Raw genomic sequence first — 14119 nt, forward strand, 5'->3', positions numbered from 1 at the left:
TCAAATAATTCACTTTGAAAGAGGCATTGTGCTGTGAATCTTAACGCAACAATCCTCGGCCAGGCTATCGCGTTCGTCCTGTTTGTCTGGTTCTGCATGAAGTACGTATGGCCGCCAATTATGGCTGCCATCGAAAAACGTCAGAAAGAAATTTCTGAAGGTTTATCTTCCGCAGAACGTGCCAAAAAAGAGCTGGACTTAGCGCAAGCCGATGCGACCGACCAACTGAAGAAAGCCAAAGCTGAAGCTCAGGTAATCATCGATCAGGCGAACAAGCGTAAAGCTCAAATCGTCGACGAAGCAAAAGCTGAAGCCGAGCAGGAACGTAACAAGATCGTGTCGCAAGCCAAGGCAGAGATCGACGCCGAACGCCAACGCGCCCGTGAAGAGTTGCGTAAGCAAGTCGGAATTTTGGCCATTGCTGGCGCCGAGAAGATTATCGAACGTTCCGTGGATGAAGCTGCTAACAGCGACATCGTTGATAAACTGGTCGCTGAACTGTAAGGAGGGAGGGGCTGATGTCTGAATTTGTAACTGTAGCTCGCCCCTACGCCAAAGCAGCTTTTGACTTTGCCGTTGAGCACCAAAGCTTAGACCGCTGGCAGTCCATGTTAGCGTTCACGGCTGAAGTCACGCGCAATGAACAAATTGAAGAACTGCTTTCCGGTGCTAGCGCGCCTGAAACTTTGTCTAAAACGTTTATTGCCGTATGTGGTGACGAACTCGACGACGCAGGCCAAAACCTGATTAAGGTAATGGCTGAAAATGGACGTTTACGCGTTCTTCCGCAAGTGCTGGAGCAGTTTATTGAACTGCGCGCCTCTCTCGAGGCTGTTGCTGAAGTTGAAGTGACCTCAGCAAATCCGCTTTCGGAAGAACAGCAGGCAAAAATTGCTGCTGCGATGGAAAAACGTCTGTCTCGCAAAGTTAAGCTGAATTGCAAAATTGACAAGTCTGTTCTTGCCGGTGTCGTAATCCGTGCAGGTGATATGGTGATTGATGGCAGCGTTCGCAGTCGTCTAGAACGCCTGGCAGACGTCTTGCAGTCTTAAGGGGACTGGAGCATGCAACTGAATTCCACCGAAATCAGCGAACTGATCAAGCAGCGCATTGCTCAGTTCAATGTGGTGAGCGAAGCTCACAATGAAGGTACTATCGTTTCCGTCAGTGACGGGATCATCCGTGTGCACGGCTTAGCCGATGTCATGCAAGGCGAAATGATTGCGCTGCCGGGTAACCGCTACGCTATCGCCCTGAACCTGGAGCGTGACTCTGTAGGTGCCGTTGTAATGGGCCCTTACGCTGACCTCGCCGAAGGTATGAAAGTAAAATGTACTGGCCGTATCCTGGAAGTTCCAGTTGGCCGTGGCCTGCTGGGCCGCGTGGTTAACACCCTGGGTGCGCCAATTGATGGTAAAGGTCCGGTAGAGCACGACGGCTTCTCAGCTGTTGAAGCAATCGCACCTGGCGTTATCGAACGTCAGTCGGTAGATGAACCTGTGCAGACAGGTTATAAGTCCGTTGATGCCATGATCCCAATTGGTCGTGGTCAACGTGAACTGGTCATCGGCGACCGTCAAACCGGTAAAACAGCTCTGGCGATCGATGCGATCATCAACCAGCGCGATTCCGGCATCAAATGTATCTATGTGGCTATCGGCCAGAAAGCGTCCACCATTTCTAACGTGGTTCGTAAACTGGAAGAGCACGGCGCACTGGCAAACACCATCGTTGTTGTTGCAACTGCATCAGAATCTGCTGCACTGCAATACCTGGCACCGTATTCCGGTTGCGCAATGGGTGAATACTTCCGTGACCGCGGTGAAGACGCACTGATCGTTTATGATGACCTGTCTAAACAGGCTGTTGCTTACCGTCAGATTTCCCTGCTGCTTCGTCGTCCACCTGGCCGTGAAGCTTACCCAGGCGACGTTTTCTATCTTCACTCCCGTCTGCTGGAACGTGCTGCGCGTGTTAACGCCGAGTATGTTGAAGCATTCACCAAAGGTGAAGTGAAAGGCAAAACCGGTTCCCTGACTGCGCTTCCAATTATCGAAACGCAAGCGGGTGACGTTTCCGCGTTCGTTCCGACCAACGTAATCTCGATTACCGATGGTCAGATCTTCCTGGAATCTAACCTGTTCAACGCCGGTATTCGTCCTGCGGTTAACCCGGGTATTTCGGTATCCCGTGTTGGTGGTGCTGCTCAGACTAAGATCATGAAGAAACTGTCCGGTGGTATTCGTACCGCTCTGGCACAGTATCGTGAGCTGGCTGCGTTCTCGCAGTTCGCTTCTGATCTGGATGAGGCAACCCGTAAACAGCTGAATCACGGTCAGAAAGTGACTGAGCTGCTGAAACAGAAACAATACGCTCCGATGTCAATCGTTGCGCAGTCTCTGATCATCTTCGCAGCAGAACGTGGTTATCTGGAAGACGTTGAGTTGTCTAAAGTCGGTAGCTTCGAAGCTGCACTGTTGGCTTACGCTGACCGTGAGCACGGCGAGCTTCTGCAGCAAATCAACCAAACTGGTGCGTATAACGATGAGATCGAGGGTAAATTCAAAAATATCCTCGATACCTTCAAAGCAACCCAGTCCTGGTAACACCTCGCGGCCTTGCTGCCCTGCCTCTGGCAGATAAGCAGCAGGCCGTTTGGTAATGAGGAGAAGCAGAGATGGCCGGCGGAAAAGAGATACGTAGTAAGATCAGCAGCGTGCAAAACACGCAAAAGATCACTAAAGCGATGGAAATGGTCGCCGCCTCCAAAATGCGTAAAACGCAGGATCGCATGGCGGCCAGCCGTCCTTATGCAGAAACCATTCGTGAAGTGATTGGTCACCTTGCGCTTGGTAATCTGGAATACAAGCACCCGTACCTGGATGAGCGTGAAATTAAGCGTGTCGGGTATCTGGTGGTGTCTACCGACCGTGGTCTTTGTGGTGGTCTGAACATTAACCTGTTCAAAAAACTGCTGTCAGAGATGAAAGGCTGGTCCGAAAAAGGTGTTGAAGTTGATCTCGCACTGATCGGTTCCAAAGCAGCCTCTTTTTTCGGCTCCGTTGGGGGCAACGTTGTTGCTCAGGTGACTGGCATGGGGGATAACCCTTCCCTGTCAGAACTGATCGGGCCGGTGAAAGTGATGTTGCAGGCTTTCGACGAAGGTCGCTTAGACAAGTTATGCGTTGTTAGCAATAAATTCGTCAATACCATGTCTCAGGAACCACGTATCGTTCAGTTGTTGCCTCTGCCACCAGCAGAAGACGGCGAACTGGCGAAAAAATCCTGGGATTACCTGTATGAGCCGGACCCTAAAGCACTGTTGGATACTCTCCTGCGTCGCTATGTGGAGTCCCAGGTTTATCAGGGCGTCGTAGAAAACCTGGCCAGCGAACAGGCCGCGCGAATGGTAGCGATGAAAGCCGCAACCGATAACGGCGGCAGCCTGATCAAAGAGCTGCAGTTGGTATACAACAAAGCTCGTCAGGCCAGCATCACTCAGGAACTCACCGAGATCGTCGGGGGAGCCTCCGCGGTTTAAGCTAGGTTTACGAATTACGTAGAGGATTCAAGATGGCTACTGGAAAGATTATCCAGGTAATCGGCGCCGTGGTGGACGTCGAGTTCCCTCAGGATGCAGTACCGAACGTGTACAATGCTCTTGAGGTAGAAAACGGTACCTCCAAACTGGTGCTGGAAGTACAGCAACAGTTAGGCGGCGGCGTTGTTCGTTGTATCGCAATGGGTACCTCAGACGGCCTGCGTCGCGGTCTGAAAGTGAACAACCTGGAACACCCAATTGAAGTACCGGTGGGTAAAGCGACTCTGGGTCGTATCATGAACGTATTGGGTGAACCAATCGACATGAAAGGTGCGATCGGCGAAGAAGAACGTCGTGCGATCCACCGCGCTGCGCCTTCTTATGAAGAGCTGGCAAACTCCCAGGAACTGCTGGAAACCGGTATCAAAGTTATGGACCTGATGTGTCCGTTCGCTAAGGGCGGTAAAGTCGGTCTGTTCGGTGGTGCGGGTGTTGGTAAGACTGTAAACATGATGGAGCTGATCCGTAACATCGCGATCGAGCACTCCGGTTATTCTGTGTTTGCAGGTGTGGGTGAACGTACTCGTGAGGGTAACGACTTCTATCACGAAATGACCGACTCCAACGTTATCGACAAAGTTTCCCTGGTGTATGGTCAGATGAATGAGCCACCAGGTAACCGTCTGCGCGTTGCACTGACCGGTCTGACCATGGCGGAGAAATTCCGTGACGAAGGTCGTGACGTACTGCTGTTCGTTGACAACATTTACCGTTACACCCTGGCCGGTACCGAAGTGTCCGCACTTCTGGGCCGTATGCCATCAGCGGTAGGTTATCAGCCAACGCTGGCGGAAGAGATGGGCGCTCTGCAAGAACGTATCACCTCGACCAAAAGTGGTTCAATCACCTCCGTACAGGCCGTTTACGTTCCTGCGGATGACTTGACTGACCCATCTCCAGCTACCACCTTCGCTCACTTAGATGCGACCGTGGTTCTGAGTCGTCAGATCGCGTCACTGGGTATTTACCCGGCGGTTGACCCACTGGATTCCACCAGCCGTCAGCTGGATCCACTGGTTGTGGGTCAGGAACACTACGATGTGGCTCGTGGCGTGCAGTCTATTCTGCAACGTTACCAGGAACTGAAAGACATCATCGCGATCCTGGGTATGGACGAGTTGTCAGAAGATGACAAACTGGTTGTATCCCGTGCGCGTAAAATTCAGCGCTTCCTGTCCCAGCCATTCTTCGTGGCCGAAGTCTTCACCGGTTCTCCGGGCAAGTTCGTATCGCTGAAAGATACCATTCGTGGTTTCAAAGGCATTATGGACGGCGACTACGATCACCTGCCGGAACAAGCGTTCTACATGGTTGGCACCATTGATGAAGCAGTGGAAAAAGCCAAGAAACTGTAACGCTAGCTTGTTGTGAGAGAGGATGACATGGCTGAAAAAGCTTACCATCTGGATGTTGTTAGTGCGGAAAAACGTATGTTTACCGGCATGGTACAAAAGATCCAGGTGACGGGTAGCGAAGGCGAACTGGGTATTTTCCCGGGGCATGCTCCGCTGCTCACCGCCATCAAGCCTGGCATGGTGCGCATTGTTAAAGAACACGGTGAAGAAGAGTATATCTATCTTTCCGGCGGCATCCTTGAGGTGCAACCGAATGCAACGACCGTGTTGGCTGATACTGCAATCCGTGGGCAAGACCTCGACGAAGCGCGCGCGCTTGAAGCTAAGCGCAAAGCGGAAGAACACATTAGTGGTTCTCACGGCGACGTTGATTACGCTCAGGCGTCAGCGGAACTGGCTAAGGCGATCGCGAAACTTCGCGTTATCGAACTGACCAGAAAAGCGATGTAACAACATCAGTTAGAAAAGCGACCTTCGGGTCGCTTTTTTTTTGCTTTTAATAAAGTGCATTTTCAGTGTTTTTCCCAAGGCTAATTTTCGCTTTTAATGGAATACTTGGGTGATTAACCGACACTTTACCCTCAGTTTTTTTGGTGTAGTCTATACAGCATACAACCCTTGCAGGCTGCGGCCTGCGGGCGGTTTTTGAAGCGAAATATGTAGTAATCCGCGCACTGAACGGGTTACTTTTGTCACTCAAATTGGATTTGTCAGGTTACCTATGTCGAACAGCGCACTGAGTGTGGTGATCCTTGCCGCGGGCAAGGGGACACGCATGTACTCCAACCTTCCGAAAGTTCTTCACCCATTGGCTGGCAAGCCAATGGTTCAGCACGTCATTGATGCGGCCACGCAAGTGGGTGCCCGGAACGTGCATCTGGTCTATGGCCATGGTGGCGATTTACTGAAGAAAAATCTGGCAGGCAGTGATCTGAACTGGGTATTGCAGGCAGAGCAACTGGGGACCGGTCATGCGATGCAGCAGGCGGCGCCGTTCTTTGCCGATGATGAAGATGTGCTGATGCTGTACGGCGATGTTCCGCTGATTTCCGTCGACACCCTGAACGAATTACTCAAAGCCAAGCCCGATGGCGGCATTGGTTTACTGACCGTCGTGCTGGATGACCCGACCGGTTATGGCCGTATCGTTCGTGAGAATGGCATTGTTACCGGCATTATTGAGCAGAAAGATGCCAGCGAAGAACAGCTGAAAATTCAGGAAATTAACACCGGTATCCTGGTCGCTAACGGCGCGTCATTCAAACGCTGGCTCGGTCAGCTGAATAACAACAACGCGCAGGGTGAATACTACATCACCGATATTATTGCGATGGCGCATGCGGAAGGACATCTGATCGCCACCGTTCATCCGGCGCGAAACAGCGAAGTGGATGGTGTGAATAACCGCCTGCAACTTTCCCGTCTTGAGCGCGTATATCAGAGTGAACAGGCAGAGCGTCTGTTGCTCGAAGGCGTGATGCTGATGGATCCAGCGCGGTTTGATCTGCGCGGTGAACTGTCTCACGGCATCGATGTACTGATCGACACCAATGTCATTATCGAAGGTCACGTGAAACTGGGTGACCGCGTCAAAATCGGTGCGGGCTGCGTGCTGAAAAATTGCGTGATTGGCGATGACTGTGAAGTCAGTCCTTACAGCGTGTTCGAAGATGCGGTGCTGGAAAGCGGTTGTACGGTCGGGCCTTTCGCCCGTCTGCGCCCCGGCGCTGAACTGGCTGAAGGCGCGCATGTCGGCAATTTCGTCGAAATCAAAAAAGCGCGTCTCGGCAAAGGCTCTAAAGCTGGCCATCTCTCCTACCTTGGTGATGCTGATATTGGGGATAACGTTAACATCGGCGCGGGTACCATCACCTGCAACTACGACGGCGTAAACAAGCATAAGACCATCATCGGTAACGATGTCTTTGTGGGGTCAGATTCTCAGCTGGTAGCGCCAGTCACTGTGGGTAATAACGTGACGATCGCCGCCGGTACAACGGTCACGCGCGACGTGCCGGACAATGGTTTACTGTTAAGCCGGGTGCCGCAGGTGCATAAACCTGACTGGCAGAAACCGGTGAAGAAAAAATAAGCTGTTCATAATAATCCCCAACTCTCTACAAGGCTCGGGGAACCGCAAGTACACCGGAAAACGGGGCTTGCGGATAAATCAGGTCAGGCATCAAAAAAGGTCCCGAAAAGACCTTCAATAGGAATAAAACTGATGTGTGGAATTGTAGGCGCAGTAGCGCAACGCGATATTGCTGAAATTCTGTTGGAAGGTTTACGCCGTCTCGAATACCGCGGTTATGACTCAGCCGGTCTGGCTGTCATTGATGCTGACGGGAAAATGGGGCGCTTGCGTCGTCTGGGTAAAGTCCAGATGCTGGCTGATGCACTCGATGAACATCCTTTGCATGGTGGCACCGGTATTGCTCACACGCGATGGGCAACCCATGGCGAACCTTCTGAAGCCAATGCTCACCCGCATGTGTCTGATTACATTGCTGTGGTGCATAACGGCATTATCGAAAACCACGAACCTCTGCGTGAATTGTTGATTGAACGCGGCTACCGTTTTGATTCTGAAACAGATACCGAAGTGATCGCGCATCTGGTGCATTGGGAACAACTCCAGGGCGGTACGTTGCTCGAAGTGGTCCAGCGCGTTATCCCGCAACTGCGTGGTGCCTACGGCACGGTGGTGATGGATCGCCGCGATCCGTCTGTTCTGGTCGCTGCCCGTTCCGGCAGCCCGCTGGTGATTGGTCGTGGTGTGGGTGAAAACTTCATTGCCTCCGATCAGCTGGCGCTGTTACCTGTGACCCGCCGCTTCCTGTTCCTGGAAGAAGGCGATGTTGCTGAAGTTAAGCGCCGTTCCGTCAGCGTATATGACAAAAATGGTCATGCCGTTGAGCGTGAAGAAATCGAATCCAAAGTGCAGTACGACGCCGGTGATAAAGGCGTTTACCGCCACTACATGCAAAAAGAAATCTACGAACAGCCGCTGGCCATTAAAAACACCCTGGAAGGCCGTTTCAGCCACGGCGAAGTGAATCTGAGCGAGCTGGGCGAAAAAGCGGACGAAATTCTGTCCCGTGTTCAGCACGTGCAGATTATCGCCTGCGGTACGTCATATAACTCCGGGATGGTGGCGCGTTACTGGTTTGAGTCACTGGCTGGCATGCCTTGTGATGTCGAGATCGCTTCGGAATTCCGCTATCGCAAATCTGCTGTTCGTCCGGGCAGCCTGATCATCACGCTGTCTCAGTCGGGTGAAACGGCTGATACGCTGGCAGCGCTGCGTCTGTCGAAAGAGCTGGGTTATCTTGGTTCGCTGGCAGTATGCAACGTGGCTGGTTCTTCTCTGGTGCGTGAATCCGATCTGGCGCTGATGACCAAAGCGGGCACCGAAATCGGTGTGGCCTCAACCAAAGCTTTCACCACGCAGCTGACCGTTCTGCTGATGCTGGTGGCGCGTATGGGCCGCCTGAAAGGGATGAGTCCGCAAGTTGAGCACGACATTGTTCACGCGCTTCAGGCGTTGCCTGCGCGCATCGAACAAATGCTGTCGCTGGATAAGACTATCGAAACGCTGGCTGAAGGTTTCTCTGATAAACATCACGCCCTGTTCCTTGGCCGTGGCGATCAATATCCGATCGCGATGGAAGGTGCGCTGAAGCTGAAAGAGATTTCGTATATCCACGCTGAAGCCTATGCGGCAGGCGAGCTGAAACATGGCCCGCTGGCGCTGATTGATGCGGATATGCCGGTGATCGTGGTTGCGCCCAATAACGAATTGCTGGAAAAACTGAAGTCGAATATCGAAGAAGTGCGTGCACGTGGCGGTTTACTGTATGTCTTCGCCGATCAGGACGCGGGTTTTGTCGACAGTGACGGTATGAAGATTATTCAGCTGCCTCACGTTGAAGAAATCGTCGCTCCGATTTTCTACACCGTACCGCTCCAGTTGCTGTCCTACTACGTTGCGCTGATTAAAGGCACCGATGTTGACCAGCCACGTAATCTGGCGAAGTCTGTGACTGTCGAATAAGACTGTCCGGTTTCAGCCATGTTATCTCTAAGCGCCTCCCGGGGCGCTTTTCTCTTTCCAGAATGTTGTTCTCCGGCTCTCTCTTTGTCAGCAGCCGGTCACGATTCTCTTCTCTCAGGCTTCGTAACCCGCCCCGGATAAGGTATAGTTCGCGTTTTTCTGAAGGTACCCCGCTGAATGCTGACCAACTCCTCCATTCGTCTCAACAAATACATTAGCGAGAGCGGCATCTGCTCGCGCCGCGATGCTGATCGTTACATCGAACAGGGAAATGTTTTTATCAACGGCAGGCGTGCTGCGGTGGGTGCTCAGGTGTTTGCCGGCGATGTGGTGAAAGTGAATGGTCAGATTATTGAGCCGCGTGATGAAGAAGATCTGGTGCTTATTGCGCTGAACAAGCCCGTAGGCATTATCACCACGATGGAAGAGGGGGAGCGGGACAACATCCGCGATTTCGTTAACCACAGCAAACGCGTCTTCCCGATTGGCCGTCTGGACAAAGATTCGCAGGGCCTGATTTTACTGACCAATCACGGTGATCTGGTCAATAAAATCCTGCGTGCCGGTAACGACCACGAAAAAGAATATATCGTGACTGTCAATAAACCGATCACGGACGAGTTTATTGCCGGTATGGGCGCGGGTGTGCCGATGCTCGGCACCGTGACCAAGAAATGCAAAGTGAAGAAAGAAGCACCGATGGTGTTTCGCATTACGCTGGTGCAGGGACTTAACCGACAGATCCGCCGCATGACTAAGCATTTTGGTTTCGACGTCACTAAGCTTGAACGTGTGCGTATTATGAATATCAATCTGAAAGGATTACCGCTGGGCGAATGGCGTGATCTGACCGATGATGAACTGATCGAATTGTTTAAGCTGATTGAAAACTCTTCGTCTGAAGACAAACCGGCGAAAAAAGTGCCATCAAAACCTGCTCAGGCTAAAAAACCGGCTGTCACTAAAACGAAAAACAGTGAAAAACCTGAAGTGAATTCCGCATCCCGCAAGCGTTTTGCCCAGCCTGGCCGTAAGAAGAAGGGGCGTTAATTTACCTGCTTTTCATTATCCGCCGGTGTAATAACCGGCTTTTTCTGCTTAAAACTCCCGCATTTTGCCCGTATGGTTCGAATTGTGACCAGTGTCATAAAACTGTCATATAACGTACATTTTACTGTCACTAAACTGTCCTATTTTCCTCCTGTGCCAAACACTTTAATTAACGTCGACATCAGTCGGGAAGTTTAAAACCACCAGGAGTGGAACATGAAATTGATGCGTAACACCGTCGCCGGTCTTGTAGCAGCGACTTTCTCCCTCACAGCAATGTCTGCTTTCGCTGCCGCTAACCTGACTGGCGCTGGCGGTACCTTCCCAGCCCCTGTCTATGCTAAGTGGGCTGATGCATACCAGAAAGCAACCGGTACTCAGGTTAACTATCAGGGCATCGGTTCTTCCGGCGGCGTGAAACAAATCATCGCTAAAACCGTTGATTTCGGGGCATCTGATGCACCGATGAAAGAAGAAGATCTGAATAAAAACGGTCTGTTCCAGTTTCCTACTGTAATCGGCGGCGTGGTACTGGCTGTTAACATCCCGGGCATCAAATCCGGTCAGTTGACACTGGATGGCGCAACGCTGGGTGATATTTACCTCGGTAAAATCAAAAAGTGGAACGATACGGCGATCACCAAGCTGAACCCGGGCGTGAAACTGCCAGACACTAACATCGCGGTGGTTCGCCGTGCTGACGGTTCCGGTACTTCCTTCGTATTCACCAGCTACCTGGCAAAAGTGAACAGCGAGTGGAAAGACAAAATCGGTGCAGGTTCTACTGTTAACTGGCCAACGGGTCTCGGCGGCAAGGGCAACGACGGCGTGGCCGCATTCGTACAGCGTCTGCCAGGTTCAATCGGTTACGTAGAATATGCTTACGCCAAGCAAAACAACCTGGCTTACACCAAGCTGGTAGATGCAGACGGCAAAGCCATCAGCCCGACAGAAGAATCCTTCAGTGCAGCCGCTAAAGGCGCAGACTGGAGCAAAACCTTCGCTCAGGACCTGACCAATCAGAAAGGTGATAATGCGTGGCCAATCAGCTCCACCACCTTCATCCTGATTTACAAAGACCAGCAAGATGCAGCGAAGGGTACCGAAGTGCTGAAGTTCTTCGACTGGGCTTACAAAAACGGTAACAAACTGACGACTGATTTGGATTACGCCGCACTGCCAGCTTCTGTTGTAGAACAGATCCGCGCAGCCTGGAAAACCAACATCAAAGACAGCAGCGGTAAAGCACTTTACTAGGATCTGACCTCGGGTCTGATATAGAGTACAAGTCTTCTGCTTCATTCCCTCTCCGGCCGGGGAGGGAATTAAATCTGAATTAAAAGAGAGTGGTATGGCTGAATACAAGCCGGCTATCAAGGCACCCAGCAAAAACGGTGACATCATCTTCGGCGCGCTGGTTAAACTGGCAGCGCTGATTGTGCTATTTATGTTGGGCGGCATTATCGTCTCGCTGTTTATTGCTTCCCTGCCGAGCATTGAAAAGTTCGGATTGTCCTTCCTATGGACGAAAACCTGGGATGCACCGAACCAGCAATTTGGCGCACTGGTGCCGATTTACGGCACGGTCGTGACCTCCATTATTGCCCTGCTGATTGCTGTTCCCGTCAGCTTTGGTATCGCATTATTCCTTACCGAGCTGGCGCCGAACTGGATGAAACGCCCGCTGGGGATTGCTATTGAACTGCTGGCGGCGATCCCCAGTATTGTTTATGGCATGTGGGGTTTGTTCGTTTTCGCCCCGCTGTTTGCGCAGTATTTTCAGACGCCGTTGGGCGATGTACTTTCCGGTATCCCGATTGTTGGTGCCCTGTTCGCCGGTCCGGGTTTTGGTATCGGTATTCTGGCTGCAGGCGTCATCCTCGCCATTATGATCATCCCGTACATAGCTTCCGTCATGCGTGACGTGTTCGAGCAAACGCCGGTGATGATGAAAGAATCTGCTTACGGCATTGGTTGCACTACGTGGGAAGTGATCTGGCGCATCGTGCTGCCGTTCACCAAAAATGGTGTGATCGGCGGCGTGATGTTAGGTCTGGGGCGCGCACTTGGCGAAACCATGGCGGTGACCTTCATTATCGGTAACACCTACCAGCTCGATAGCGCATCGCTGTACGCGCCGGGCAACAGCATTACCTCTGCACTGGCGAACGAATTCGCCGAAGCGGAAGCCGGGCTGCATACGTCTGCACTGATGGAACTGGGTCTGATCCTGTTTGTCATCACCTTTATTGTTTTGGCGCTGTCGAAAATGATGATCCTGCGTCTGGCTAAGAAAGAGGGCCGTTAAGATGACGACACTCGAAATGCAAAGTAATACTGCATTACTGGAATCGCGTCGCAAACGTCAGGCGTGGCGCCGTCAGAAGAACCGTCTGGCGCTGATGGTCTCTATGCTGACCATGGCGTTTGGTCTGTTCTGGCTGGTGTGGATCTTGTTCACCACGATCGTTAAAGGTGTTGACGGGATGTCGCTGGCGCTGTTCACAGAAAATACCCCGCCTCCGAATACGGCAGGCGGCGGTCTGGCTAACGCCATTGCAGGCAGCGGATTATTGATTCTGTGGGCAACGGTCATCGGTACGCCACTGGGCGTGATGGCGGGGATTTATCTGGCCGAATATGGACGTAAATCCTGGCTGGCTGAATTCATTCGTTTCATTAACGACATTCTGCTTTCCGCACCATCCATCGTTGTGGGCTTGTTTGTGTACACCATTATGGTGGCAAAAATGGGACACTTCTCCGGCTGGGCGGGCGTGCTTGCACTGGCATTGTTACAGATCCCGATTGTTATCCGTACAACGGAAAACATGCTGAAACTGGTGCCGGACAGCCTGCGTGAAGCGGCTTACGCACTGGGTACGCCGAAGTGGAAAATGATTTCGGCCATCACACTGAAAGCCTCAGTTTCCGGCATTATCACCGGGATCCTGCTGGCGATTGCCCGTATTGCCGGTGAAACCGCGCCGCTGTTGTTTACGTCGCTCTCCAACCAGTTCTGGAGCACCGACATGATGCAGCCGATTGCTAACCTGCCGGTCACCATCTTTAAGTTTGCGATGAGCCCGTTTGGCGAGTGGCAACAACTGGCGTGGGCGGGTGTACTGCTGATTACCGTGTGTGTGCTGCTGCTGAACATTCTGGCGCGTGTGATTTTCGCCCCGAAAAAGCAATAAGCGAATTTATTATCGATGGCAGGTGATAGCGGCTGCCATCACTGTTTACCCGGCGTCGCCATGCGGCGCGCGAATAAGAGAGATGTCTGAGAATGACTGACGCATCCAACAGCAAAATTCAGGTTCGCGATCTGAACTTTTATTACGGCAAATTCCACGCGCTGAAAAATATTTCCCTGGATATTGCTAAGAACGAAGTCACGGCATTCATCGGCCCGTCAGGCTGTGGTAAATCCACGCTGCTGCGTACGTTTAACAAAATGTACCAGCTGTATCCGGAACAGCACGCTGAGGGTGAAATCCTGCTTGATGGCGAAAACATTCTGGTTGATAAGCAGGACATCGCGCTGCTGCGCGCCAAAGTCGGCATGGTCTTCCAGAAACCGACGCCATTCCCGATGTCGATTTACGACAACATCGCGTTTGGTGTCCGTCTGTTTGAAAAGCTGTCCCGCACGGATATGGACGAGCGTGTGCAATGGGCGCTGACCAAAGCTGCATTGTGGAATGAATCTAAAGACAAGTTGCACCAGAGTGGTTACAGCCTGTCCGGCGGCCAGCAACAGCGTTTGTGTATTGCACGTGGTATTGCGATCCGTCCTGACGTTCTGCTGCTCGATGAACCTTGCTCGGCGCTCGATCCGATTTCTACCGGCCGTATCGAAGAGCTGATCACCGAGTTAAAATCTGATTACACCGTGGTGATCGTGACCCACAACATGCAGCAGGCTGCGCGTTGTTCAGATCGCACTGCGTTTATGTATCTGGGCGAACTGATCGAATACAGCGACACTGACTCGCTGTTCACTTCACCAGCGCGCAAACAGACTGAAGATTACATTACTGGCCGCTACGGTTGAGG

At 52.1% G+C, this 14119-nt stretch carries 13 protein-coding genes; all 13 read left to right on the forward strand.

Annotated elements, in window-relative coordinates:
• Positions 1-33: 33 nt before the first annotated feature.
• The 13 genes from atpF (at position 34) to pstB (ending at position 14117) form a co-directional block, all read left to right on the forward strand.
• Positions 34-504, forward strand: a complete 471-nt coding sequence (atpF, locus tag LC431_RS14915; protein WP_013577680.1) for a F0F1 ATP synthase subunit B — start codon at positions 34-36, stop codon at positions 502-504.
• A 14-nt stretch (positions 505-518) separates the two neighbouring features.
• Positions 519-1052, forward strand: a complete 534-nt coding sequence (atpH, locus tag LC431_RS14920) for a F0F1 ATP synthase subunit delta (protein WP_013577681.1) — start codon at positions 519-521, stop codon at positions 1050-1052.
• A 12-nt stretch (positions 1053-1064) separates the two neighbouring features.
• Positions 1065-2606, forward strand: coding sequence for a F0F1 ATP synthase subunit alpha (gene atpA, locus LC431_RS14925; protein ID WP_013577682.1), 1542 nt, complete (start codon positions 1065-1067; stop codon positions 2604-2606).
• Between the two features lie 71 nt (positions 2607-2677).
• Positions 2678-3541: a F0F1 ATP synthase subunit gamma gene (gene atpG, locus LC431_RS14930; RefSeq protein WP_013577683.1), complete on the forward strand. Its 864-nt coding sequence runs from the start codon at positions 2678-2680 to the stop codon at positions 3539-3541.
• A gap of 32 nt (positions 3542-3573) precedes the next feature.
• Positions 3574-4956 carry a F0F1 ATP synthase subunit beta gene (atpD, locus tag LC431_RS14935; protein WP_013577684.1) on the forward strand — a complete coding sequence of 461 codons (1383 nt, stop codon included), beginning with the start codon at positions 3574-3576 and terminating at the stop codon, positions 4954-4956.
• A gap of 27 nt (positions 4957-4983) precedes the next feature.
• Positions 4984-5406, forward strand: coding sequence for a F0F1 ATP synthase subunit epsilon (locus tag LC431_RS14940; protein ID WP_013577685.1), 423 nt, complete (start codon positions 4984-4986; stop codon positions 5404-5406).
• A 271-nt stretch (positions 5407-5677) separates the two neighbouring features.
• Positions 5678-7048, forward strand: coding sequence for a bifunctional UDP-N-acetylglucosamine diphosphorylase/glucosamine-1-phosphate N-acetyltransferase GlmU (gene glmU, locus LC431_RS14945; RefSeq protein WP_013577686.1), 1371 nt, complete (start codon positions 5678-5680; stop codon positions 7046-7048).
• A 132-nt stretch (positions 7049-7180) separates the two neighbouring features.
• Positions 7181-9010: a glutamine--fructose-6-phosphate transaminase (isomerizing) gene (gene glmS, locus LC431_RS14950; protein ID WP_112197580.1), complete on the forward strand. Its 1830-nt coding sequence runs from the start codon at positions 7181-7183 to the stop codon at positions 9008-9010.
• A 177-nt stretch (positions 9011-9187) separates the two neighbouring features.
• Positions 9188-10060, forward strand: coding sequence for a 23S rRNA pseudouridine(2604) synthase RluF (gene rluF / locus LC431_RS14955; protein WP_112197579.1), 873 nt, complete (start codon positions 9188-9190; stop codon positions 10058-10060).
• A gap of 216 nt (positions 10061-10276) precedes the next feature.
• Complete coding sequence (gene pstS, locus LC431_RS14960) at positions 10277-11317, forward strand: phosphate ABC transporter substrate-binding protein PstS (RefSeq protein ID WP_013577689.1); 1041 nt, start codon at positions 10277-10279, stop codon at positions 11315-11317.
• Positions 11318-11411: 94 nt separating this feature from the next.
• Positions 11412-12368: a phosphate ABC transporter permease PstC gene (gene pstC / locus LC431_RS14965; protein ID WP_013577690.1), complete on the forward strand. Its 957-nt coding sequence runs from the start codon at positions 11412-11414 to the stop codon at positions 12366-12368.
• 1 nt (position 12369) lies between these two features.
• The gene (gene pstA, locus LC431_RS14970; protein ID WP_013577691.1) at positions 12370-13257 is read left to right on the forward strand and encodes a phosphate ABC transporter permease PstA; all 888 of its coding nucleotides are present in this window, start codon (positions 12370-12372) and stop codon (positions 13255-13257) included.
• Between the two features lie 92 nt (positions 13258-13349).
• On the forward strand, positions 13350-14117 hold the full coding sequence (pstB, locus tag LC431_RS14975; protein WP_013577692.1) for a phosphate ABC transporter ATP-binding protein PstB: 768 nt from the start codon (positions 13350-13352) through the stop codon (positions 14115-14117).
• Positions 14118-14119 lie beyond the last annotated feature (2 nt).

This window comes from Rahnella sp. GSA61A (assembly GCF_019969905.1).
GTDB classification, from domain to species: Bacteria; Pseudomonadota; Gammaproteobacteria; order Enterobacterales; family Enterobacteriaceae; genus Rahnella; species Rahnella aceris.